This window comes from Helicobacter vulpis, assembly GCF_003660395.1.
Lineage (GTDB): Bacteria > Campylobacterota > Campylobacteria > Campylobacterales > Helicobacteraceae > Helicobacter > Helicobacter vulpis.
Genome location: NZ_QXQT01000013.1, coordinates 26,873 through 47,598, shown reverse-complemented (window position 1 = coordinate 47,598; position 20,726 = coordinate 26,873). Strand labels below are relative to the sequence as shown.

At 47.9% G+C, this 20,726-nt stretch carries 21 protein-coding genes and 2 tRNA genes; 13 read left to right on the top strand and 10 right to left on the bottom strand.

What is annotated here, in order from left to right:
• Window positions 1–36 precede the first annotated feature (36 nt).
• Both EAO38_RS05670 and EAO38_RS05665 read left to right on the top strand, forming a co-directional pair.
• Entirely contained in the window at window positions 37–264 is a 228-nt protein-coding gene (locus EAO38_RS05670) for a DUF904 domain-containing protein (RefSeq protein WP_121021930.1), read from the top strand.
• Window positions 261–509, top strand: a complete 249-nt coding sequence (locus EAO38_RS05665; RefSeq protein ID WP_121021928.1) for a hypothetical protein — start codon at window positions 261–263, stop codon at window positions 507–509. Before EAO38_RS05670 ends, EAO38_RS05665 begins: the two co-directional genes overlap by 4 nt.
• On the opposite strand, the gene EAO38_RS05660 is transcribed toward EAO38_RS05665, so the two are convergent.
• The 3 genes from EAO38_RS05660 to EAO38_RS05650 are packed head-to-tail and all read right to left on the bottom strand — an operon-like array spanning window position 510 to window position 2,744.
• Complete coding sequence (locus EAO38_RS05660) at window positions 510–1,031, bottom strand: DUF3972 domain-containing protein (RefSeq protein WP_121021927.1); 522 nt, start codon at window positions 1,029–1,031, stop codon at window positions 510–512.
• A 1-nt stretch (window position 1,032) separates the two neighbouring features.
• The gene (locus tag EAO38_RS05655; RefSeq protein WP_121021925.1) at window positions 1,033–2,421 is read right to left on the bottom strand and encodes an aminotransferase class V-fold PLP-dependent enzyme; all 1,389 of its coding nucleotides are present in this window, start codon (window positions 2,419–2,421) and stop codon (window positions 1,033–1,035) included.
• The gene (locus EAO38_RS05650) at window positions 2,403–2,744 is read right to left on the bottom strand and encodes a histidine triad nucleotide-binding protein (protein ID WP_121021923.1); all 342 of its coding nucleotides are present in this window, start codon (window positions 2,742–2,744) and stop codon (window positions 2,403–2,405) included. Before EAO38_RS05650 ends, EAO38_RS05655 begins: the two co-directional genes overlap by 19 nt.
• A 126-nt stretch (window positions 2,745–2,870) precedes the next feature.
• Between EAO38_RS05650 and EAO38_RS05645 the strand changes: the two genes are divergently transcribed.
• Window positions 2,871–3,953, top strand: a complete 1,083-nt coding sequence (locus EAO38_RS05645; protein ID WP_121021921.1) for a citrate/2-methylcitrate synthase — start codon at window positions 2,871–2,873, stop codon at window positions 3,951–3,953.
• Window positions 3,954–4,001: 48 nt separating this feature from the next.
• Here the strand turns inward: EAO38_RS05645 and EAO38_RS05640 are convergent, their stop codons facing one another.
• The gene (locus tag EAO38_RS05640) at window positions 4,002–4,709 is read right to left on the bottom strand and encodes a sulfite exporter TauE/SafE family protein (protein WP_235852534.1); all 708 of its coding nucleotides are present in this window, start codon (window positions 4,707–4,709) and stop codon (window positions 4,002–4,004) included.
• A gap of 189 nt (window positions 4,710–4,898) precedes the next feature.
• Between EAO38_RS05640 and EAO38_RS05635 the strand changes: the two genes are divergently transcribed.
• The 5 genes from EAO38_RS05635 to EAO38_RS05615 all read left to right on the top strand — a co-directional run bounded on the left by EAO38_RS05635 (window position 4,899) and on the right by EAO38_RS05615 (window position 8,735).
• Window positions 4,899–6,035, top strand: coding sequence for an FtsW/RodA/SpoVE family cell cycle protein (locus tag EAO38_RS05635; RefSeq protein ID WP_162982696.1), 1,137 nt, complete (start codon window positions 4,899–4,901; stop codon window positions 6,033–6,035).
• Window positions 5,997–6,073: transfer RNA gene (locus tag EAO38_RS05630), tRNA-Ile, on the top strand. The genes EAO38_RS05635 and EAO38_RS05630 overlap by 39 nt, the downstream gene beginning before the upstream one ends.
• Window positions 6,074–6,088: 15 nt before the next feature.
• Window positions 6,089–6,721 carry a ribulose-phosphate 3-epimerase gene (gene rpe, locus EAO38_RS05625; protein ID WP_121021919.1) on the top strand — a complete coding sequence of 211 codons (633 nt, stop codon included), beginning with the start codon at window positions 6,089–6,091 and terminating at the stop codon, window positions 6,719–6,721.
• Window positions 6,722–6,748: 27 nt separating this feature from the next.
• Window positions 6,749–7,516: a flagellar biosynthetic protein FliR gene (fliR, locus tag EAO38_RS05620; protein WP_121021917.1), complete on the top strand. Its 768-nt coding sequence runs from the start codon at window positions 6,749–6,751 to the stop codon at window positions 7,514–7,516.
• Between the two features lie 10 nt (window positions 7,517–7,526).
• The gene (locus EAO38_RS05615; protein WP_121021915.1) at window positions 7,527–8,735 is read left to right on the top strand and encodes a molybdopterin molybdotransferase MoeA; all 1,209 of its coding nucleotides are present in this window, start codon (window positions 7,527–7,529) and stop codon (window positions 8,733–8,735) included.
• On the opposite strand, the gene EAO38_RS05610 is transcribed toward EAO38_RS05615, so the two are convergent.
• Window positions 8,732–11,047 carry a TonB-dependent receptor family protein gene (locus tag EAO38_RS05610; RefSeq protein WP_407927425.1) on the bottom strand — a complete coding sequence of 772 codons (2,316 nt, stop codon included), beginning with the start codon at window positions 11,045–11,047 and terminating at the stop codon, window positions 8,732–8,734. The genes EAO38_RS05615 and EAO38_RS05610 overlap by 4 nt on opposite strands.
• 218 nt (window positions 11,048–11,265) lie before the next feature.
• On the opposite strand from EAO38_RS05610, the gene traF reads away from it, so the two are divergent.
• Window positions 11,266–12,666 carry a conjugal transfer protein TraF gene (gene traF / locus EAO38_RS05605; RefSeq protein WP_121021911.1) on the top strand — a complete coding sequence of 467 codons (1,401 nt, stop codon included), beginning with the start codon at window positions 11,266–11,268 and terminating at the stop codon, window positions 12,664–12,666.
• A 22-nt stretch (window positions 12,667–12,688) separates the two neighbouring features.
• Here traF and EAO38_RS05600 read toward each other — a convergent pair whose 3' ends face one another.
• Both EAO38_RS05600 and EAO38_RS05595 read right to left on the bottom strand, forming a co-directional pair.
• A complete protein-coding gene (locus EAO38_RS05600; RefSeq protein WP_121021909.1) occupies window positions 12,689–13,276 on the bottom strand; it encodes an outer membrane protein in 588 nt (195 codons plus the stop codon).
• Between the two features lie 170 nt (window positions 13,277–13,446).
• A tRNA-Asn gene (locus tag EAO38_RS05595) sits at window positions 13,447–13,521 on the bottom strand.
• 119 nt (window positions 13,522–13,640) lie between these two features.
• On the opposite strand from EAO38_RS05595, the gene EAO38_RS05590 reads away from it, so the two are divergent.
• From EAO38_RS05590 to EAO38_RS05575, 4 genes are read left to right on the top strand one after another with little or no spacing between them, the layout of a single operon-like run.
• The gene (locus EAO38_RS05590; protein ID WP_121021907.1) at window positions 13,641–13,895 is read left to right on the top strand and encodes a YfhL family 4Fe-4S dicluster ferredoxin; all 255 of its coding nucleotides are present in this window, start codon (window positions 13,641–13,643) and stop codon (window positions 13,893–13,895) included.
• Window positions 13,895–15,358 (top strand): Ppx/GppA phosphatase family protein, encoded by a 1,464-nt coding sequence (locus tag EAO38_RS05585; RefSeq protein WP_121021905.1) that lies wholly within the window; start codon window positions 13,895–13,897, stop codon window positions 15,356–15,358. Before EAO38_RS05590 ends, EAO38_RS05585 begins: the two co-directional genes overlap by 1 nt.
• Entirely contained in the window at window positions 15,355–16,377 is a 1,023-nt protein-coding gene (gene waaC, locus EAO38_RS05580) for a lipopolysaccharide heptosyltransferase I (RefSeq protein ID WP_121021903.1), read from the top strand. The genes EAO38_RS05585 and waaC overlap by 4 nt, the downstream gene beginning before the upstream one ends.
• Window positions 16,374–17,312, top strand: a complete 939-nt coding sequence (locus EAO38_RS05575) for a lipid A biosynthesis lauroyl acyltransferase (RefSeq protein WP_121021901.1) — start codon at window positions 16,374–16,376, stop codon at window positions 17,310–17,312. Before waaC ends, EAO38_RS05575 begins: the two co-directional genes overlap by 4 nt.
• Here the strand turns inward: EAO38_RS05575 and lpxE are convergent.
• Genes lpxE through EAO38_RS05560 form a run of 3 tightly spaced genes read right to left on the bottom strand, consistent with a single transcriptional unit; the run spans window position 17,305 to window position 20,712 of the window.
• Entirely contained in the window at window positions 17,305–17,865 is a 561-nt protein-coding gene (lpxE, locus tag EAO38_RS05570; protein ID WP_121021899.1) for a lipid A 1-phosphatase LpxE, read from the bottom strand. The two genes, EAO38_RS05575 and lpxE, sit on opposite strands and share 8 nt — an antisense overlap.
• Window positions 17,862–19,373 (bottom strand): sulfatase-like hydrolase/transferase, encoded by a 1,512-nt coding sequence (locus EAO38_RS05565; RefSeq protein WP_235852533.1) that lies wholly within the window; start codon window positions 19,371–19,373, stop codon window positions 17,862–17,864. Before EAO38_RS05565 ends, lpxE begins: the two co-directional genes overlap by 4 nt.
• Window positions 19,374–19,431: 58 nt before the next feature.
• On the bottom strand, window positions 19,432–20,712 hold the full coding sequence (locus tag EAO38_RS05560) for a citrate synthase (RefSeq protein WP_121021897.1): 1,281 nt from the start codon (window positions 20,710–20,712) through the stop codon (window positions 19,432–19,434).
• Window positions 20,713–20,726: the final 14 nt, after the last annotated feature.

Sequence of the window (20,726 nt, the reverse complement as noted above, 5' to 3'; positions counted from 1 at the left end):
ATAATACGCCCTTATTAGTTAGCATAAAGGATTGCAATGGGGCAGGATATTCTAGACCAAATCCATGAAAAGCTTGACGATCTCTTGGTGAAGCTAGCGCTCTTAGAAGAGGAGGTTAAGGATCTGCAACTCAAAAACGCCGCCCTCACCACCCAGCATGAGGAAAAAGATCGCCAAATCAACGCCCTCTATGACGAGATTGCCAATAAGGACAAGCGTCTTCAAGAACTCTATGACAAAATTGTCAAAGTGTTTGAAACATGAGTGTTGCTCCCCCTTCTCAAACCATTGAAGTTACCATCGGGGGAAGGCGCTATAAGATTACCTTAGATTCTAGCTTTAGCCCCGAGGCACTCAATGAAGTCAAAGACACTTTCCATCTCAAAGAGATCGCCCCGATGGATCTCTTCAAGGCCTACTTGACGAAGGTGCGCGATATCTCTAAACTCAATGCCCAACTCGAGCAACTCAATGCCCAACTCGAGCAACTGTTACACAAAATCCCCTAATTATTTGACATTCCCCATATCCGTAACCTTACCCCACATCAGGCGGTACTTGCGTTTCATAAATTCAATCTCTTCGCGTAGTTTTGTGAGCTCATCTTGCAACACTTCAATAGTGCGCTTATCCTCCTCGTAGACCTCCTGCATGTCTATGACCGCATCTTTCAAAAAACCATTTTCGTTTTTGTACGCGTAAATTGCCTCATCTTTAGCACCAATCACCTTATCATGCAGGCTCAAAATGGTATTGATGGTTTTTTCTACAAAGACGGGATCGAGCGCGTGACTCCCCATATTTTCTAGCAAAGCCGGGTAACCCGCCTTAGGCACGACATTCTTGCCTACTACACGTCTAGCCAAGACTTGCGTGGCGCTGTGCAAATCCACCCAAATATGTTCTTCATCGTGTTTGCTTAGAATACTCTTGTCTGCAATGAGAGCTAGAACCCTTTCTTTGGGCAATTTGGAAACCTCTAAAAATTCCTCTAATTCTATCCAAGTGGCTTCTTGCACGACTTCTTCCATCTCAACCTCCACGCAATGTTTGGATCGCCTTGCCAATTCGATCCACGAGAAAATCTACATCTTCTAAGGTGTGGCTGTAGTGCAAACTCACGCGCAACCAACCCGGTTTTAGCCCCTTCTCTTGCAAAGTGCAAAAGCTACTATCTTCCATATCGAGCAGATCATGTCCATAGGGCCCCGCGCATGAACACCCGGCCCGAGTCTCGATGCCAAATTGGTGGCTAAGAAAACGCGCTAAAGTATAGCAAGACACCCCGCTAGCATTAAAGGCGACATTGCCCAACCGGGGTACGCTAGGGTGGCCATAGATCTGCACAGCTGGGATCTGTGCCAAGGCATGCATGAAGACTTTAGAGAGCATGCTCTCGCGCCGCCTGATGGTGGGTGTACCAATCTCATCGCGCAATTGCAACGCCAACGCCGCCCTAAAGAGTTGTACTAAACCATAAGTGCCCACTTCTTCGCGTACATCTGGGCTGTCTACATACTCTTGTGTGCTCCGACTCACATATTTTACCACCCCACCCCCGCTAAAACTAGGGGGCAAGGTGTTATCAATGAGCTCCCTTTTTAAGCCCAAAATCCCACATGCTCCCACCCCCCCCAAGAGTTTATGTGCAGAAAGAAAGAGCGCATCGAACTCCACAGATTCCAAATTGTCATGCGGACTAAAAGCGGCCGCATCAAAGGCCAAACGAGCTCGATAACGCGCACAAAGTTTGGCGATCTCTTGATAAGGCACGATCATGCCCGTAACATTGGAGGCCACGCCCACAGAAACAAGGGGTACAAATCCACGGGTGTTTTTTTGGGCTTCTTGCAAAGCTTGTTCTAAATTCTGCAAAGAAAATAGCCCCTGTGGGTCTAGCTCCAAGCGCACCACTTCGCACAACCCCTCACGCCAAGAAATTTCATTGGAATGGTGCTCGTAGGGGCCAATGATGACTCTTGGCAGAGCAATCCCCTCTAACTTCCCGATCACCTGGCGACTCTTAGGAGGGATGTAAATGCCTAGAATCTCTTGAAAGCGCTTGATGGCATGGCTAGCCCCAAAGCTGGTTATCAAAATGACAAAATCTTCCCCCAGCTTCAAACTCTTTTTAACGCGCGCCTTGCTCTCTGCATAAATTTGTTGCATTAACGATGCGTGTTTAGAGAACTCCGAATGCGCGTTGGCATAATAGGGTAGCAGTTTTAACACGCGCTTTTCTATCAAGGTGCTAGCTAGCCCAGAAGCCGTCCAATCAAAGTAACGTACTCCCTTTTTTAGCAGAAGACTCTCGCGCACACATGCAAGCTGCTGGGTTTTAGATTGCGCCTTGAGCAAGGGCGCAAACATTTGCGCTAAAAAGCGTTGGGTGTCCTTAGAATCTAGTGGAGCTTGGGCCATGTGAGTTTAGCCCCCCCTAGAATGTGGAAATGTAAATGGGGTACTTCCTGCCCTCCATCAGCACCAATATTAGTGATGAGCCTATAACCCTTTTGATCGAGTCCTAAGACCTTGACCACCTCTAAAATAAAGGCATTGATTTTAGCAGAGAGCTCGGGGGTAATGGCGTTAAAATCCTTCACACCCACTTTGGGGATCACAAGCACATGGATGGGAGCCTTGGGGTTAATGTCCTCAAAGGCTAGAAAATCTTGGTTTTCTAAGACCTTTTTACAAGGCAACTCCCCAGCGACAATTTTCTCAAAGACGTTCTTTTCTTTCACGCACCCTCTTTTTAGAAGTTTTGAATATTATAGCTGAATTTAGCCATAACGAGTCTAACTCTCCCTTGTCTTAATTTTAGTGGGCTTTCTTTGCTATAATCTGGCATTTTGAAGAAGGAGTGAGTGATGGAAGGATTGGCAGGTGTGGTGGCGGGGTCTTCGGCTATTTGCAACACGCATGGGGGTCTGTGCTATCGGGGGTATCCTATTGAAGAATTAGCGCTCAGGGCAGAGTTTGAGGAAGTGGCCTATTTGTTGCTCAAAGGGGACTTGCCTACAGAGGGCGCACTCAGAGAGTTTAAACAAGCCCTGCAGGAGTATCGAGAACTCCCCTGTATTGTGCAACAGGTGTTGGAGGCCTTGCCCATCAGCACCCACCCGATGGAGGTGCTCAAAGCAGGTGTGGTCGCGCTTGGTTGCGCGCAGCCAGAAGCCCTTGATTTTTCTAACCAGCATGCTTGTGCTTTGCAAATTTTGGGCGCATTACCTGCAATTCTCATCTATTGGCATCACTACCACAAACACGGAAAACGAGTTTCTTTGGGCTCTGAACTGGGTATGGCGCATTACCTCCTAGAGTACTTACGGGGCAAAAAACCCTTAGAGATTGAAATCAAGGCGATGGATTCGATGCTCACGCTCTACGCCGAGCATGAATTTAACGCCTCCACTTACGCCAATCGCATCACTGCCAGTACGCTTTCTGACCTCTACTCCTGTGTGGTTACAGGTATTGGTACGCTCAAAGGCCGTTTACATGGAGGGGCTAATGAATTGGCAATTGCCTTTATTCTGCGTTTCCACAGCGTGGAAGAGGCCTTACAAGAAGTCGATAGGCTATTTGCTAACAAGGAAAAAATCATGGGTTTTGGGCATCGCATCTACAAACACGCCGACCCTAGAAGCGCGGTGGGCTTTGAATTAGTCCAACAACTCAAACACTTAGGCGATCCTAAGCTCTTTGAAATCGCCGTGGCAATTCGCGATCATGTCAAGCAAAAAAAGGGCTTACCGGATAATATTGACTTTTTTGGCGGGCTGATCTACCACTACCTGCGGCTTGAGAGGCTCTATTACACTCCCTTTTTTGTGCTCTCTAGAGTAGTTGGCTGGATGGCGCATGCCTTTGAACAACGCGCCCATAACCGCATCATCCGCCCCACTTCTGCCTACATAGGCGCGCCCAAACGCCCCTTTGTGCGCGCCTAAGCTATTTCAAGCGGGAAATTTAGCTGGCATTGGGGGGCGCATTGCGGATTAAAACCATTTGTAAATAGACACAAGGATCGCGCAGGTATACACTGTTAGGAGGGCGCGTCTGTGCCAAAGAGTGCTCACTAGGGGCACGAGTTTGACCCCTAAAATTACCCCTCCCACACTCCCAAGCCCCACCATCAAACCCCATTGTAAATCCTGAAAATCTAGCAAGGAGTGGCGCGCTAGAGAAACCACCCCGCTGATGGAAGAGAAGATCACAAAGAACAACCCCAAGGGTACACTTTGCTTGGCCGGGATTTTAAGATAATAGGCCAACAGGGGCACCATCAACACGCCTCCCCCAATGCCTAAGCTAATGGCAAACACGCCTGTAAGCGCGCCAATACCTAGTAATAGGGCTTTGTGTTTAATGCTGAGGGCTAGGGGCTCTTTGGATTCTAGGGGGGTGGCCTTAGACTTGAAGACAAAGCGTACGAAAGAATAACAAGTTACTATAATAAATGCTCCTAGCAAGGTCTTATGTGAAAAGCTATCTAAAATAAGCCCGCTAAAACTCGCCCCAACCATCCCCCCAAGCCCCACCCACACCCCTATTTTGACATCCAAAAGCCCTTTTCTCAGATTAGCCACACTCCCCACTACAGAGGAACAGGCCATTTGTAAAATAGAAATCCCCACCGCGCTATCATAGGAATGCCCTAGCACCAGCATGGTGGGCACGATCACCATCCCCCCCCCCAATGCCAAAAAATCCAGACATCACCCCCGTAACCCCCCCCAATAACAAAAACAAACCTAAAAGCCACACTTCCATACCTTGCCTTAAACAATCACCGCATCTTGCAGAAAATACTATCAAAGAGGGCTTTAATGCGCCTTGAAAACGCATTAGGAGGAATTCAAGAGTTTTTGTGTTATCCTACGCACATGCTAAGTATGTTGGATCGGCGCGTTCTTACGCATTTTGACTTCTTATTGCTTTTCTTTCTCTTACCCCTGATGGCTCTGTCTGCCTTTTTGATCCACGAGGCCAACGCTGCTTTGAGTTTTAAACAAGGGCTGTATTTTGCCATCGCCTTTGGGGTGTTTTGGGTGGCCTTTTTCATCCCTTTTAGACGTTTAGATCGCAGCTTCCATTTTTTTTACTGGATTTGTGTGTTTTTATTGGCCTTAGTGAACATGGTGGGTACAAGCAAGTTGGGTGCGCAACGCTGGTTGGCGATCCCAGGGACTTCCATTTCTTTCCAGCCTAGTGAACCTGTTAAGATTGCCATTTTGCTTCTATTGGCACATCTGATTCGTGTCAATCCTGTACCTAATGGGGGTTATGGCTGGAAAGCCTTTGGTAAATTCAGCATTTACATCGTGATTCCCTGCTTGCTCATCCTAGCGCAACCCGACTTGGGCACGGCTCTAGTCATTTTGATCATGGGTTATGGAGTTCTCTTTTTGGTGGGTGTGCACCCAAAGATTTGGATCACCCTAGGGTTAGCCTTCGCCATCGCCTCCCCACTTATCTACAGCTCTTTACACGATTATCAAAAAAAACGCATCCACGATTTCATTGCTGAAAAGCCTAATTACCACGTGCGCCAATCCATTATTGCCATTGGTTCTGGGGGGTTTTGGGGTAAGTCTAAAGAGGAATCTACCCAAGCGAAGCTAAAATTCTTGCCCATTGCCACGAGTGATTTCATCTTTGCCTACTTTGTGGAACGCTTTGGATTCTTTGGGGCGTTTATCTTGTTGAGTTTTTATATGGGCTTTGTGATGCACTTTTTGGCCTATTTTAGAAGCGATCCTAGCGATCATTTTCTACAGGCGATCACAGCCGGAATCGCTATTTTGATCTTTATTTACACGAGTGTCAATGTTGCTATGACTTTGGGGCTAGCGCCTGTAGTGGGTTTACCCCTACCCTTGCTCAGTTATGGAGGGAGTAGCTTCATCACTTTTATCGCATTATTTGGAATCTTTGAGAATCTACTTGCTTTTAAATTTGGTTTTGGCTATAATCGCCCCGCTAGAAAAAAGGGATTCTTAGCTCAGCTGGTTAGAGCACTCGGCTCATAACCGATTGGTCGTAGGTTCAAGTCCTACAGAATCCACCAGCTTCAAGGGTCTGCATGCAAATTGCCGCTAGTCTTCTGAGTGCCGATTTTGTAAATCTCAAAGCCAGTTTAGAGAATGTTGCGGGGGTGGATTTTTTCCATGTAGATGTGATGGACGGGCATTTTGTCCCCAACCTCACCTTTGGTCCCTGTGTGCTCAAAAATTTAAACGCGCACTTTGACACCCCTTTAGATGTCCATCTCATGGTAGAAGACCCCTTGTTTTTCGTGGATTTGTACAAAGATTTGCAACCTGCCTTCATCACCTTGCATGTGGAGAGTACCTCTCACCTGCACAGGAGCGTGCATTATATCAAGAGCTTGGGGATCAAAGCTGGGGTGAGTTTGAATCCGGCCACGCCTTTGTGTGGACTAGATTATATCATTCAAGATTTAGATTTGGTCTTGTTGATGAGTGTGAATCCGGGTTTTGGCGGGCAGAGTTTTATCCCCTTTACGTTTGAAAAGATCAGGGCTTTCCGAAAACGTTTTCCTCACTTTCAAGGTGCTTTAGAAGTGGATGGGGGTGTTAACGCGCACAACGCGCCCTTGTTGCGCGCCTGTGGGGCTAATTTATTGGTAGTAGGGCATTATCTTTTCACGCATGCCAACCCCGCGCAAGCCCTGCAAGCCCTGCGCGCCTCATAATTAAAATTCTTACACTATAATGACTCCATGTTAGATTGGCTGGTGTGGATGCAGGCCCAAAATATTATGGGCTTTTGGTTGCTCTTCATGCGCTTGGCGGGTGTGATGGCATTTTTCCCTTTTTTTGATAATAATTTGGTCCCGGTGTCTGTGCGGGGGGCGTTGGGCTTCTTTCTAGCTTTGCTCTTTTACCCCACCATCCCCACCGCCCCTCTCAATTTAAACGCAGAGGATTTTTTAATCGCCCTACTCTCTGAACTTCTGCTGGGTCTATGCGCCTCTTTCTTTTTGCATGTTGTCTTTAGTACTTTGGCTTTTGCCACCGACACGATTAGCTTTTCTATGGGTTTGACGATGGCCAGTGCTTACGATCCTATCTCCGGGGCGCAAAAAGCGATTGTGGGGCAAGTGGTCTTGCTATTGGCAATCTTGATCATGCTACAAACATCTATGCACCATCTCATCATCCTATGGGTACAACACAGCTTAGAAAAAGTGCCCTTGGGCAGTTTTGTACTTTCAGAGCATGTTGTGCAAGCCAGTGTGCAAGCCTTTGGGTATCTGTTTAGCATTGGCTTTAGTATTGCCTTTCCCATACTCGCCTTAATCATGTTGAGCGATATTGTCTTTGGCATGATCATGAAAACCCATCCTCAATTTAATCTCCTAGCCATCGGCTTCCCTTTAAAGATCGCCATCGCCTTGCTTGGGCTCATCATGGTCTTGAGCGCGATGATGCACCGCTTTAAGGATCAACTCTTGGATGCTTTCCATCTGCTCTCTAAATTCTTTTAAAGGACATGTGATGAAAACCCCTCTACTGGACTATAAGGACGCACTAGAATTGAGCTTAGCTCTTGTGGCACACACGCCCCAGACACAAGAAATCCCCCTAGGAGAAGCCATGGGGCGAATCTTGGCCAAGAGTGTGCGCGCGCTCGACCCCCTCCCCAAAGCGACCAATTCTGCAATGGATGGCTTTGGCTTGCGCTTAGAAGATGTGGGCAAACCATTAGAAATCACCCACACCCTTTATGCCGGGCAGAGTGCTGAGGGGATTAACATCTCTTGTGGGACTTGTGTGAAGATCATGACCGGCGCGCTGGTGCCTGAGGGGGTGGAAATCATCGTGCCCTTTGAAGAGATGGATTTTTACCACAAAAGCCAAGCCCAAGCCCCCGCTAAAGAATTTAAGCCGGGAGCTAATATCCGCTTTGTGGGTGAGGACATCCAAAGAGACGAGCTTATCGCGCATGCGGGGGAAAGAATCCACGCAGGTACGATTGCCTTGTTGGCTTCTCAAGGTATTACGCATGTCCTAGTTTTCAAACGCCTCCACATCGCAATTTTTAGTAGTGGTGATGAAGTCATTCCTTTAGGCACACCCGCACAAGCCCACCAAGTCTATGACAGCAACGCGCCCATGTTGGTTGCGCTTTTGAAAAGTTATGGATATGACGCTGTCCATGTGGGCAAACTGGGCGATGATTTACGCTGCCAGCAGGAAGCCATGCAAACATGGGGGGATTATGATGTAGTGGTGAGCAGCGCAGGGGTGAGCGCAGGGGATAAGGATTATTTCCAAGACGCGCTGCTACAACAGGGCGCAACGATCCACTACCATGGAGTCCATCTTAAGCCGGGCAAGCCCATCATGCTAGCGAGTTTTCCCCATTCCCCCCGCCCTACCTTTGTCTTTGGCATGCCGGGTAATCCGGTGAGCTGTATGCTCACTTGTTTGGTCTTAGTATTACCCATGTTGGAAAAATTGGCCGGCTCTAAAGAGAAATTAGAAACCCTGCGTGTACCCTTAAGTGAACCTTTATTTTTCAAAGGGCAACGCTTGCATTTGGTGTTAGGACGCATAGCACAGGGGGCGTTTACCCCCTACCGGCATAACCGCTATGGTTCGGGAGCCATTGATGCGTTGGGGGCATGCAACGCCCTAGCCTTGATTCCCCCTGGTGTGCTGGAGGTTCAAGAGAGTGTAGACGTACTCTTGTTGCCACATTAAAATTCGTAGCTAACGTAGGCTGTAACCGATCGCCCCGGGCCGGGCTCTCTGCCCGTGGGGCTGGTCCCAATACCTCTAAAGTAGTATTTCATATCAAAGATATTATTAACCTGCAAACTCCCCATGACCTTGTGCCGTCCACCCTGCCAAAGCACTTGGCTTACCTGCAAATTCCACACCCAATACCATGGCAAGAGCCCCACGCTATTACAACCATAGGTCGCCCCATCAATACTGTAACCAAAATAAAAGCAGGCGGTTTTGGGCGTGGCTTGGTTGAGCACGGACGAGTAGGCGCGGCTGTAAAAATAACTGCTCAAGCCAAATGTAGTTTTCTTGTAGGTGTACATCATATCTAAGATGAATTGGTTAGGGCTCACATAGGGGAGTCTCTTACCCTTGAGATTAAAGGGCTGGTTGACAATCCCTTCAAAATAGCTTGGGTTGTCTTGGGCATTATTGGTGATGCGCGCGTCAATGTATGTGTAAGCCACGTGGAACTGCAAGCCTCTAATAGGAGCATAGTAAAGCTCCAACTCCACACCCTGACTCTTGGCATCGATGTCCAAGCTATTGCTCCCATACCCTCCGCTATAGTAGTGGTGGGCTAAGATGACAAAGTAGTTGGCGTTAAAACTCAACAGATCTTTGTAGGAGTAGCGTGATCCCACTTCAAACTCGTTAAAGATTTGGTTGTAATTAGTGGAAAAGATGCTGACGGATTTGGCTTGAGGGGGGATAAAACTACGGCGGTAGTTGAAATACATCACCCAATCTTTCAAAGGTTTATACCCCAAATTAAAGGCCGGACTCCATTGGTTATCCGTCTTTTTAATGCTCTTGGAAAGGGTGAAATCACCACTAGACGAGTTGACATTTTCAGGTAACACTTTTTTATAATCTAAGAAAGTGTAGCGAAACCCGGGGGTTATCACCAATTTACCTTGCAAAAATTCCCATTTATGGCTCATGTAAAACACAACATAATTGTTAAACATCTCCAAATTCTGGCTTGCCTTTTTGTCATATAAGAACCCAGACATTTGGCAAGTGCCATCATTCACAGACAGGCATTTATTTTCCAAGAACCTAAACCACATATTGCTAGACATATAGCGCATGCCAACTTTAAGGGTGTGTTTAGTGTGCTTGGTGTTAAAGACCACATTAACGTTAGGCTCGATGGCGTTGATAAAGTAATGGCGGGGGTGATCGCCAATGATGTACCCTTTGTAGTTTTGGTTAGTGTAAACCGGACCTAATTGGGGGTTGGTGTTGACATTGAGAAAATTAGAATCAAATTGGAAATCTCGACTCATGTCATGCCCATAGTAGGTCAGCGTGAAATCCCCACCGATTTTAGAGGTGTCCCCAAAAAAGGTTTGATACACCGCCCCCCAGCGCATCGCTTTGCCGCTCTTATCATTTTTGGGGCGGTTATTTTGAAAGCGGTTTTGTTCATAGGCCTGCACGCCCAAAGAGCCCGGATCGGTGAGGAAAAACTTGTAATATTGGTAATAGGCCGTGATCTTATGGTTTTCATTGATCTGATAGAGCGCGTCTAAAAGGTAGTTTTGGATATTAGTCGGGCTATTGGCGCGAAACCCCTGTCCTGTGATGTAGTTAGCTTGGGCCTGTACTCCAAAATGTTTGTTGATCATCCCCCCACTTTTCAAATAGGAGTTGAATAAAAAGTTATTGGCTAGGGTTTTAATGAAGGATTCTCCCTTGCTGGTTGGCCCCACAAAGTTTCCATTGGCGCGCCCCCAAGCGGTCATGCGTTCGGCCACTTGGTTTTCCCACTTATTAGGAATATCCTTTGTGGTGATGTTGATCACTCCCCCAAAGGCATTGGGCCCATATTGTACACTCTCCCCGCCCTTGATCACGCTAATACGATCGACAGATTGGAAGGTTACCGGGAAAATGGGCATGCCAATATCCACATAGGGAGCGACATATACTGGAATCCCATTAACCAAGATCATCCCAGTATTGCTATGCCCCGAGCCCCCGCCTCCAAACCCGCGCACCGAGAAGCTGGGCACGGCACCCACCCCGGTGGCGTTGCGGATATGCACCCCGGGGACATTTTGCAAGGCTTCTTCAATGCTTTGGTTAGCTTGTTGGGTAAGTTGCTTGTGTGAGATGACGGTTTGGCTGCCCAAATAATTTTTCACCTCAGGGCTACGCCAACTCTTGGGGGCCTCTTCATTAAGCGCACTTCCCGTGGTTTCCACTCTTTGCAGGCGGTGGGTTTTCACCCCCTGTAGGCTATGGACTGCCAAACAACTCCCCCAAAGTACAACCATGGCTTTTCTCATTTTGAGTCCCTTCAAAGAAAATAGGAACGGATTATATAAGAACAATTATAAGAATCATATTAAGTATAACGATGGGAATCATTTCTAAAATTTATGTGTTCGAAAGACCTTTTTAAACACCCTCCCCACAGCATAGCGCGCGCCTTTTAAGTTGATCATGGGTGTTTTTGTGCTTTAATACAAAAATCATAGATTAAGGATTATAAATGTTTGGTAAACAGACGCGCGCCATAGGGCTGTGCACGCTTATTTGTGGGAGTTTGGGGGCCTTAGAATTTGGGAGCATGGGGAATACCAGCTTTGCTATGGGGGGGGCTGGGGTCGCGCTAGAGGACTCTTCTTGGGGGCTTTACTACAACCCCGCTCTCTTGGATATGGATGCGCGGACAAAATTTGCTTATAGCTTTGGAGTGGGGGTGAGCTCTAAAAATATTCTCCCCTTTGCGTCTCAAGCCATGCGCATGCTTGATGATTCTTCAGAGCAGAATTTGGATAGTTTGGGTCTAGAAGACTTGATTGGATCGCGCCTATCTCACATGCCAAATATCCCTATAGGCAGCCATGTTAGCCTTTCTGGACGCACCAGCCCGGCGATTCAAAATGTGATTGGCTTGGCCAATTCCGCTTTGAATTTGCTAAAACTCAATGGGGTGTCCTTGCGCACCCAAAATGGGTTAGTGGTGCAAATCCACCCCAAAACCAAAGTAAAAGGCGGGATTGGTACTTTTGGGGTGGGCTTGTTTGCTAACGCGTTTGCGGGCGCAAGCGCGTTGCTAGACCCACATTACAACCAGCTCATTGTGGATGGACATACATTTGGCATACCCGCCTATATCAAAATGAATCCTAGCCCAGATAGCCTTGGGCTCTCCATAGTGTCCAAAGCGACTTTTGAAAACACCTCCATGTTATCGCCCAACGCCACGCATGCCGCTGGGGTGCGCGCGTTGGTGTTGGGGAGTGTGCCTGTGGGTTACGCGAGGGGTTTTGATTTTAAGAAATTTGGCAAACTCTCTGCAGGGGTGGATTTTAGGTACATCTATAGCGTGAGCTATGGATTTTCTATGCAGGGGAATTTAGATGGTTTGATCAATAGCATTGGCCGTAACGACTTGCTTTCTTTTAATAACGATAGTTTAGTGCGTCAAAGCCATTTTGGCTTGGATTTAGGGCTTGCTTATCGTATCAAAGGCTTTAGTGTGGGGCTAGTGGGCAAATACCTCAACGCGCCTAAAATCCGCTATAGTGATGGTTATGACCTGCGCATTAACCCACAGGTGCGCATGGGCTTGGGCTATCGCTGGAAATGGCTCAGTTTGGCTTGGGATTTAGATCTGACTTCCAATAGAACATTGATGTTGGGTAAAGATAGCCAAATGACGGGCGGGGGGATCATGACGCATTTCAAGTGGATCGCGCTTAAATTTGGGGCGATGGGCAATATCGCTCAAAATAGCCTGCATCAAGGCGTGATTCTCACAGGAGGCATTCGCTTTTTTAAAGTCTTGGACATTTCTGTACAATCAGGGCTGCAAACAACCGCTTTTAATGGGGTCAAAATCCCCAACTACCTAGCTGTACGCTTAGGCGGGGGCTGGGAGTGGTAGGGGCCTAAAACCCCCCTCTCACCTAGAAAGTGAAGACATAATTGACATACCACACATAGCGGCGCATGTCGCTAATGCCTACGGCAAGTTTTTGGGGGATCATGGGGAATTTGATCCCCGCTTCAATAGCGGAGTGTTCCATAATGCGCACCCTGCCACCCGCATTAAAGAGGAATTGAAAGCCGGTGTGAGAGAAGTTGCTATAATTCCATGTGTTACCGGCTAACTGGATACCCCCCACCAAGCCAAAGGCAAAGGGTTCGGTTGCGATGAGGTTCACAATCGCGTCCGCAGCCCCGCCATAGGTGTAGACATTCCATTTGTCGCTATTAGTGGGCCCCCATCGGTTGCTATTGTTCCAATCAAAGAAGCCATAAACCTGCCCGCCAAACCATTTATTGACAAACCCAACGCCTCCTAATTGCAAGCCCAAACCATAGAGGGGAAACCCGCTCGTCAAGGCTGTCTTATACCCCCCAGAACCTGCCTTACCTTGCTGGTATCCAAGCCCCATGAAGAAACCATTTTTTTCTGCCTGCGCCATTTGTGTCGCGCCCATCGCCACCAATGCCGAAAGCACCAAACTCTTTGCTTTGATCTTAAAAGCCACGAAAACTCCTTGTTAAAAATTTAAAACACCGACAGGCAAGCTAAGAGCGTTCCACTCTTACAACTTGCCAATCTGCGTTTTGGCTATATCGGCTAAAACCACGCCGAAGTAAACAAAAAAGAAAAACACAGAACAAAACGAACAAAATGAACTGAAAACTATGGAAGAGATGGCTCCAGATGTAGGATTCGAACCTACGACCAAGCGGTTAACAGCCGCCTACTCTACCGCTGAGCTAATCTGGAATAAAAAGGCCCATTATACACATTTTTTTAAACATTTGTCAAGCCAGCTTTTTAGTGCTCTATTAAGTTTGCTTTGCTATGATGAACGCCTTTAAATCTCTCATTAAGAAAGGTCAAGCGTGTCTTTGTTAGTTAGCCAAGAATGCATCGCCTGTGACGCATGTCGCGAAGAGTGTCCCACCGAAGCCATTGATGAAAACGATCCAATCTATAGCATTGATCCCGATCGTTGTACCGAGTGTGTGGGTTATAGCGATGAGCCTAGTTGCGTGAGTGTGTGCCCGGTGGATGCCATTGTGCCAGACCCCAATAATGCTGAAAGCCCTGAGGAACTTCACGACAAGTACCAAGTGCTGCAAAGTTACGACAACTAATGGCAAAAGTTACTGCTGTCATCGACATAGGGTCTAACTCTATGCGCATGGCCATCTTCAAAAAGACCAGCCAGTTTGGGTTTTACTTGCTCTATGAGATCAAATCCAAAGTGCGCATTTCTCAGGGCACTTATGAGCATGGGGGGGTGTTGCAAAAAGCGCCCATCAAGCGCGCGCTCAAAGCCCTCATAGAGTTTAAAGAGATTGCCCAAAAATACAAGAGCAAAAAGTTACTTTGTGTGGCGACAAGCGCGGTGCGGGACGCGCCCAATGCCCAAGAATTTGTCGCGTTAGTGCGCAAGGAGTGTGGGCTGCGCGTTCGAGTCATCGATGGGATCAAAGAGGCCTTTTATGGCGGGGTAGCGTGTGCGAACTTGTTACACCACAGGGAGGGGATCACCATTGACATTGGGGGGGGGAGCACAGAATGCGCCTTGATCAAAGAGGGCAAGATTGTAGACCTGCTCTCTTTGGACTTGGGTACCATCCGCCTTAAAGAACTTTTCTATGACAAAGATGCCCCCTTACAAAGTGCGTTGGATTTTATCAGCAAGGAGTTGAGCAAAATCCCCGCGCATTACCAAAGCGTGCAGGTCTTTGGGGTGGGCGGAACGAACCGCGCGATCGCCCGACTCGCCATTAAGCGCAATAATTACCCCATTGAAGTGGTGCATGGCTATGAAATGGATGTGGCAGAACACATGGATTTTATCCACGAGATTGCCCAAAGCTCAGAAGCACGCCTAGAGGTACTAGGGGTGGGTGCGGATCGCCAAGATAGTATCCGCGGCGGAGCGTTGATTCTTTGGGCATTGTTGAAACACTTTAAGCCAGAGAAAATTGTCGCAAGTGGGGTAGGGGTACGCGAAGGCGTGTTTTTAAGCGATATGCTCAGAAATCACAAGCACAGCTTTCCTAAAGGGGTCAACCCCTCTATTCTCTCTTTACTAGATCGCTTTTTGCCCCATGCCCAGCACAGCCAAGAAGTCAAACGGGTGTGTGTTAAGCTCTTTGATACACTTGCCCCCTTGCATAGGATTTCTACAGAATATCTCTACCATCTCAAGATCGCCGGGCAACTCTCTGGCATTGGTAAAGTGCTCAATTTCTATGGCGCACACAAACATGCCGCCTATTTAGCTCTCAATGCTTTGAGTTATGGGTTTTCCCATCAAGATCGCGCCATTATCTGTTTGCTGGTGCAATTTAGTCAGAAGAAAATCCCTAAGGACAGCAATATCGCCCATATTAGTGCGATCATGCCTCCTATTCTCACCTTGCAGTGGTTGAGTTTTATCTTGGGGCTGGCCGAGGCCCTTTGTACCACACGCCTACCTAAAGACATCAGCTACACCCTAAAGGGCAGGACTCTCCTCATCAAAAGCACCAAAGAACTCTACTTGTGTCAGGAAATGATTCCCAAATTGAACACCCCGATCGCTTTGGATATTGAATTTTTATGAATGTCGCCATTATCCGCTTTTCGGCCATGGGGGACATTATCTTGAGCGCGGTTTTTTTACCCTTCCTTAAAGAACACTACCCCCAAGCGCGCATCCACTGGTTTGTGGACACGCTATTTTCCCCCATCTTAGAACACTCCCCCTACATCGATCATCTCCATATCATCCCCTACAAGTACACCTTGCAAAGCAAAAGCCCTTCTAGAATCTATCGCTTATTCCGCCATCTAGGGCGGCATACAGAGAGTTTTGATGTGCTCATTGACATGCAAGGTTTGCTCAAATCCGCATTTTTTGGAGTCTTTTTGCCCAAAAAAGCCTTTGTGGGTTTTGATTTTTTCTCCATTAGAGAACGGCTTGCTAGCTTCTTTTATAGCCATAAAGTCCACATCCCCTACAGCGCGCATATTCTCAAGCGCAACCAAGCCGTGTTGGAGCGTGGTTTTAGCATGCTCCAATCGTGTACATGGGATCGGGTTTTACAAGCACGCCATTTGGCCTTCTATCTCCCCTCTTGCCCCAAGCTAGAAACTCTGCTAGTCCCCACGCGCCCTCATGTCCTCTTTGTGCTAGAAGCTTCCACGCCCAATAAGATGTACCCATGGCAGAGTTTTGCACAAGTGGGGCATTTGTTGCAAAATAGAGATGTGGAAATTGTACTCCTATGGCATGCGCGCTTAGAGCAAGCACAAATGCTTTACACGAATCTAAAATCGCACATGCCCACGATTTTGCTCCCCTCTTTGCATTTGGCAGAGGTGAAAACCCTGCTCTCTTTAGTGGATGTGGTGGTGGGTGGGGATACGGGCATTGTGCACTTGGCTTGGGCGCTCCAAGTGCCCTCAGTAACCCTTTATGGCAACACGCCTCCTGCGCGTTTTAGCCTAGAAGGGCGCGCTCACGCCACGCTTGCAGGCAATCCTCAGGCCAATTATTCCAAACAAGATTTTTCTATCCAAAAAATCCCCCCTGAGCAAGTGGCGCAGGCGATTTTACAAGTGTTAGGAGAAGCGCGGTGAGCGTGCGCAGAGAATGGGAGTTTTTTTGTACTAAGGTGTTGGAGTGGGCAGGCAATGCTATGGGGTGGGGCTTGGCTAAAATGCCCCATAAGGGGTTTGTGGCCTGTGTGCGGACGCTGGGTTTTGTGATGGCTAAATTAGATCGGCGGCGTTATTGGGACGCGCGCGCAAATTTGGATTTTGTGTTCCCCCAGATGGATCGCGCCCAAAAAGAGCGCATTATCAGACGGGGATATGACAATTTGGCCTTCATTGTGCTAGAGAGCATGCGGGTGGTGTTCTTGCCCAAAGCGCAGTACGACGCGCGTTTTGAGCTCGTGGATCGCCACCATGTATTAGAGGCGTTAGAGAAGGACAAACAGGCGGTGGTGATGGGCATGCACTTTGGGTATTGGGAGGCCATTGGGACTTCTTTGGCGCAATACCATAGCGATCAAGAAAGGGGGTCTTTGGGGCGACTGACCAAATTTGCCCCCGTGAATGCCATGCTCATTAAAAGGCGTGAGGCCTTTGGGGTGCGATTCATCAATAAAGTTGGGGCCTTTAAAGAATTGCTCAAGATTTACAATCGGGGGAAGGGTCTAGTGGGAATCCTAGTCGATCAGAACATCTCGCCTAAAGAGGGGATTGAGGTCGAGTTTTTTGGTCAAAAAGCCACCCACACCACCATCGCCTCCATTTTGTCGCGCCGTTACAACATCGCTATTTTGCCCGTAGTGGTGGATTTCAATCAGGATTATAGCCATTACACCGCCACCTACTACCCCCCCATTAGGGCTAAAAACACTCTAGACGCCAACGCGGACATTTTAGAGGCCACCCAAGCCCAAGCGAGTTTGAGCGAACACATCATTAGAGCGCATCCAGAAAGCTGGTTTTGGTTTCATCGGCGTTTTAAAAGCACGCACCCAGAGATTTATCAAAGACCTACTTAAAACGGCTGGTTAAAAATAGCGCGCACAACACCCCCAGGCTAAATCCGGCGATGAGTGCGCCGATGGTGTGGGCGTTGTAGTAAATGCGCGCGCCCATTGTGAGAAAGGCTAGGGGTACAAAGATCAACCACACCCAGCCATAACGGCGCACTAAGAAAGCTAGGGCACAGGCGATCATCGAAGAATGCCCACTGGGCATGTTTTTAGCACTCCCATTGGGTCTTTCGCCCAGACGGCGATTAAAGATCACCATATTATTAAGCCCCCATTTGAGCGAGTGCGTGGCGATCGTGGTGGCCAAGCTCACATGCACGATTTGAATCAAACCCACCACATCTCTTTTTGCTAAGGGCAGGACAAAAGAGGCGATAGTGGGCACAAAACGGGCATAGTGTTCGCTCACATCAAAGACTAAGGGAACTTGGGCTTGTTTGGCAATTTTAGGAAAGGGGGTGATCGCGCCCACTAAGAAAAGTACAAAAAAAAGCCCAAGGGTTTTAAAGGGAAGGTGTCTGGGGAAACTTTGCGCATAAAGGGCTTTGAAAGTTTTCATTGGAAAATATCCCAATGGGGGTTGTAGGCATCGCTCATCCCCTGTGCCCCAAACGCTCCCAAGACACTAGAGAAAATCACGCGTTGATCGTAGTCTTGCAAGGGGGCTTTGAAGTGGTGCGTGGATTTGAACATGGGGTTAGCGTAGACAATAAAGGGGATTTGCTTTTGCACATCTGGGGCGATCAAGTAGGGCGTGCCGTGCAAATAGAGCCCATGTTCGCCTAAACTCTCGCCATGGTCGCTCATATAGAGCAATAGGGCAGGGTTTTGGATGTGTTGCAAATTGTCAATAATCGCGTCTAGCACCATGTCATTATAGGCGATGGTATTGTCATAGGCATTGATGAGACTCTCCACACTGCAGGCATTGGGTTCGCTATGGGTGCAAAGGGGCTTGAAGGGAGCAAAATGCTTGGGTACTTTATCCACATACAAGGGGCCATGCGAGCCTTTAAGATGCAAGATCACTAATAGATTGTGATTCACATAACGCTGTATGACAAAGGGCAGAGCATGCGCTAGGGCCATGTCAAAATCGAGAGTTTGTCCATCCACCCCCTTAGCCTGAAGCCAGCGTTTCCATGTATTTTCACCAGGATGCCAATCTACGTGCATGGAAGGTTGCCCATCATTGAGACTAAGCCACACCACTTTTACGCCCTGTCTGTGCAAGAAAGAGGGCAGGTTTTCATAGCCCTGTTTACACGTCAACATGCAAGAGAGCGCGGCGGTGGTGTAGGTGGCACAGGACGTAGCTTTTAGCGCTAAAATTTCTTGTTTGTCCAAGCGCTCCTGTAATTTGGGTGTGGTGGCCCTAGCGTAGCCATAGATACCATAATTTGCCCGTCTAGCACTCTCCCCAATGGCTAGCACCACGATCGTGCGGCGCGCTTTAAAAGAGAGATTATCAAACAGTTTAGGGGGACTTTGATGCCATGAAGCCAGCAATACTCTCAAAGCGTTCACACTATAACTATAGGGTAAACTTAAGCCCCCGATATATCTAGCATGGTGATCTAAAAATAGCCACTGCTTGGTATGGGTGAAACTCCAGACCAAAAAAATAAGCGCAGAAGTTAGAAAAATGCCTAGTTTTGCTCTTAAATGCGCCCTAGCCATGGGCAATATGAGAAATAGCACCGCTAGGGCGACCCCTAGCAACGCAAATAGCCACAAATGCCCCCCAATAAGTGCGCTCACTTCGCTGGCATTGGTATGTAGGACATTGCCCATCATGCTCTTGGTCAAAAACACGTGGTACGTGTTAATGTAGTATAGGGCAAGGGCATTCCCTAGGCTTAAGAGTGCCATCGCAATTTGCATACACAAATTGCCCGGCAGAGACAATAAAACCAATAACATATTCGTGGTGCAAATATAGGCTAGGGCGACACTCAACACAAGCCCCCACCCCCCCTCATGCTCTAAAATGTAGTGTAGCAAGGGCACGTGGAAGACAAACAAGGAAATGAAGCTGTAAAGTAACAGCACTGCCCAAAAAGGCAAGGGCCTAGCTCTAAGGCGCGTCAATCTCTAAAATCTGACTCCATAGGATAGCAACCCCCTATTTGCCTACATAGACCTGGCGTGGGCGCGCGATCCTAGCTTGGGTGTTTTTGACATGCTCTAAGAGTTGCGCACACCAGCCCACAGTCCGGCCGATCACAAAGACGGGGGTAAAAAAGCGCACCGGGATTTTCAAGGCGGTGAGAATCGTACCTGAATAAAAATCCACATTGGGGTAAAGATTGCGCGCGACAAAATACTCATCTTTAAGCGCCACTTCCTCCACCTTAGCGGCGATCTCATCTAGGTGGGGGTCCATTTTAATGCCCCGGGCTTGTAAATCATCCTTGAGCTTCTTTAAAATCCGCGCCCGGGGATCATAACTCTTATAGACGCGATGCCCAAAACCCATGAGCTTAAAGGGATCGTTCTTGTCTTTCACACGCGCGATGTATTTATCCACATTCTTAACATCGCCAATTTCCTCTAATTGAATCAAGACCTTTTCATTGGCTCCGCCATGCAAATGCCCCCATAGCGCGCTAATGCCAGCACTAATAGCTGCATAGGGGTGCACACCTGTAGAAGCCACATTGCGCACGGTGGTAGCTGAGGCGTTTTGACCATGGTCGGCATGTAAAGTCAAGATTTTATCAAAGGCCTCCACTTCTAAAGGAGTGATCTCTACTTCGCCATGGACCCCGCGCTTGAGTCGCCCGTGCGGATAGGCACGCAACATAAATAGGATATTTTCAATATAGCTTCTAGCTATATCTGGATAAATCAGGGGCGCGCCAATCTCATTACGATAACAAATGGCTGCTAAAGTGGGCATTTTAGCCACAATACGCCTAGCCATTGTTTGGTAATCCTCTTCATTTTTCATCGCCCCATGATCGGAATAAAATGTCGAGAGAATGGAAACCCCGCTACTCAGTTTCGCCATAGGATGGGCGTTGGTAGGAAAAGCGTGGAACATATTGCGCAGGGTTTCGTGGATGAAACTTCTATGGCGCAATTCTAGCTCAAATTCTAAAGACTCTGTTTCATTTCTGGGCAATTCATCCGTGAGCAAGAGTTTACACACATCGCTGTATTTGTACTTGGCGACTAGATCTTCTAGGGGGTAGCCCTTGTAGTAGAGCTCTCCTTTCTGTCCGTCAATATAGCTAATGGTGGATTGACACCCGGCTGTGGAAGCATAACCCGGGTCATAGGAAAGAAGCCCGGTACGTTCATAAAGCTTGGAAAAGTCTATGCCATCAGCCCCGCGCGTGGCTTTAATCGTCTCAAATTCATAATGTTGTTGGGTGGTATTATCAATGAGTGTGATAGACATGTGTTCCTTTCATA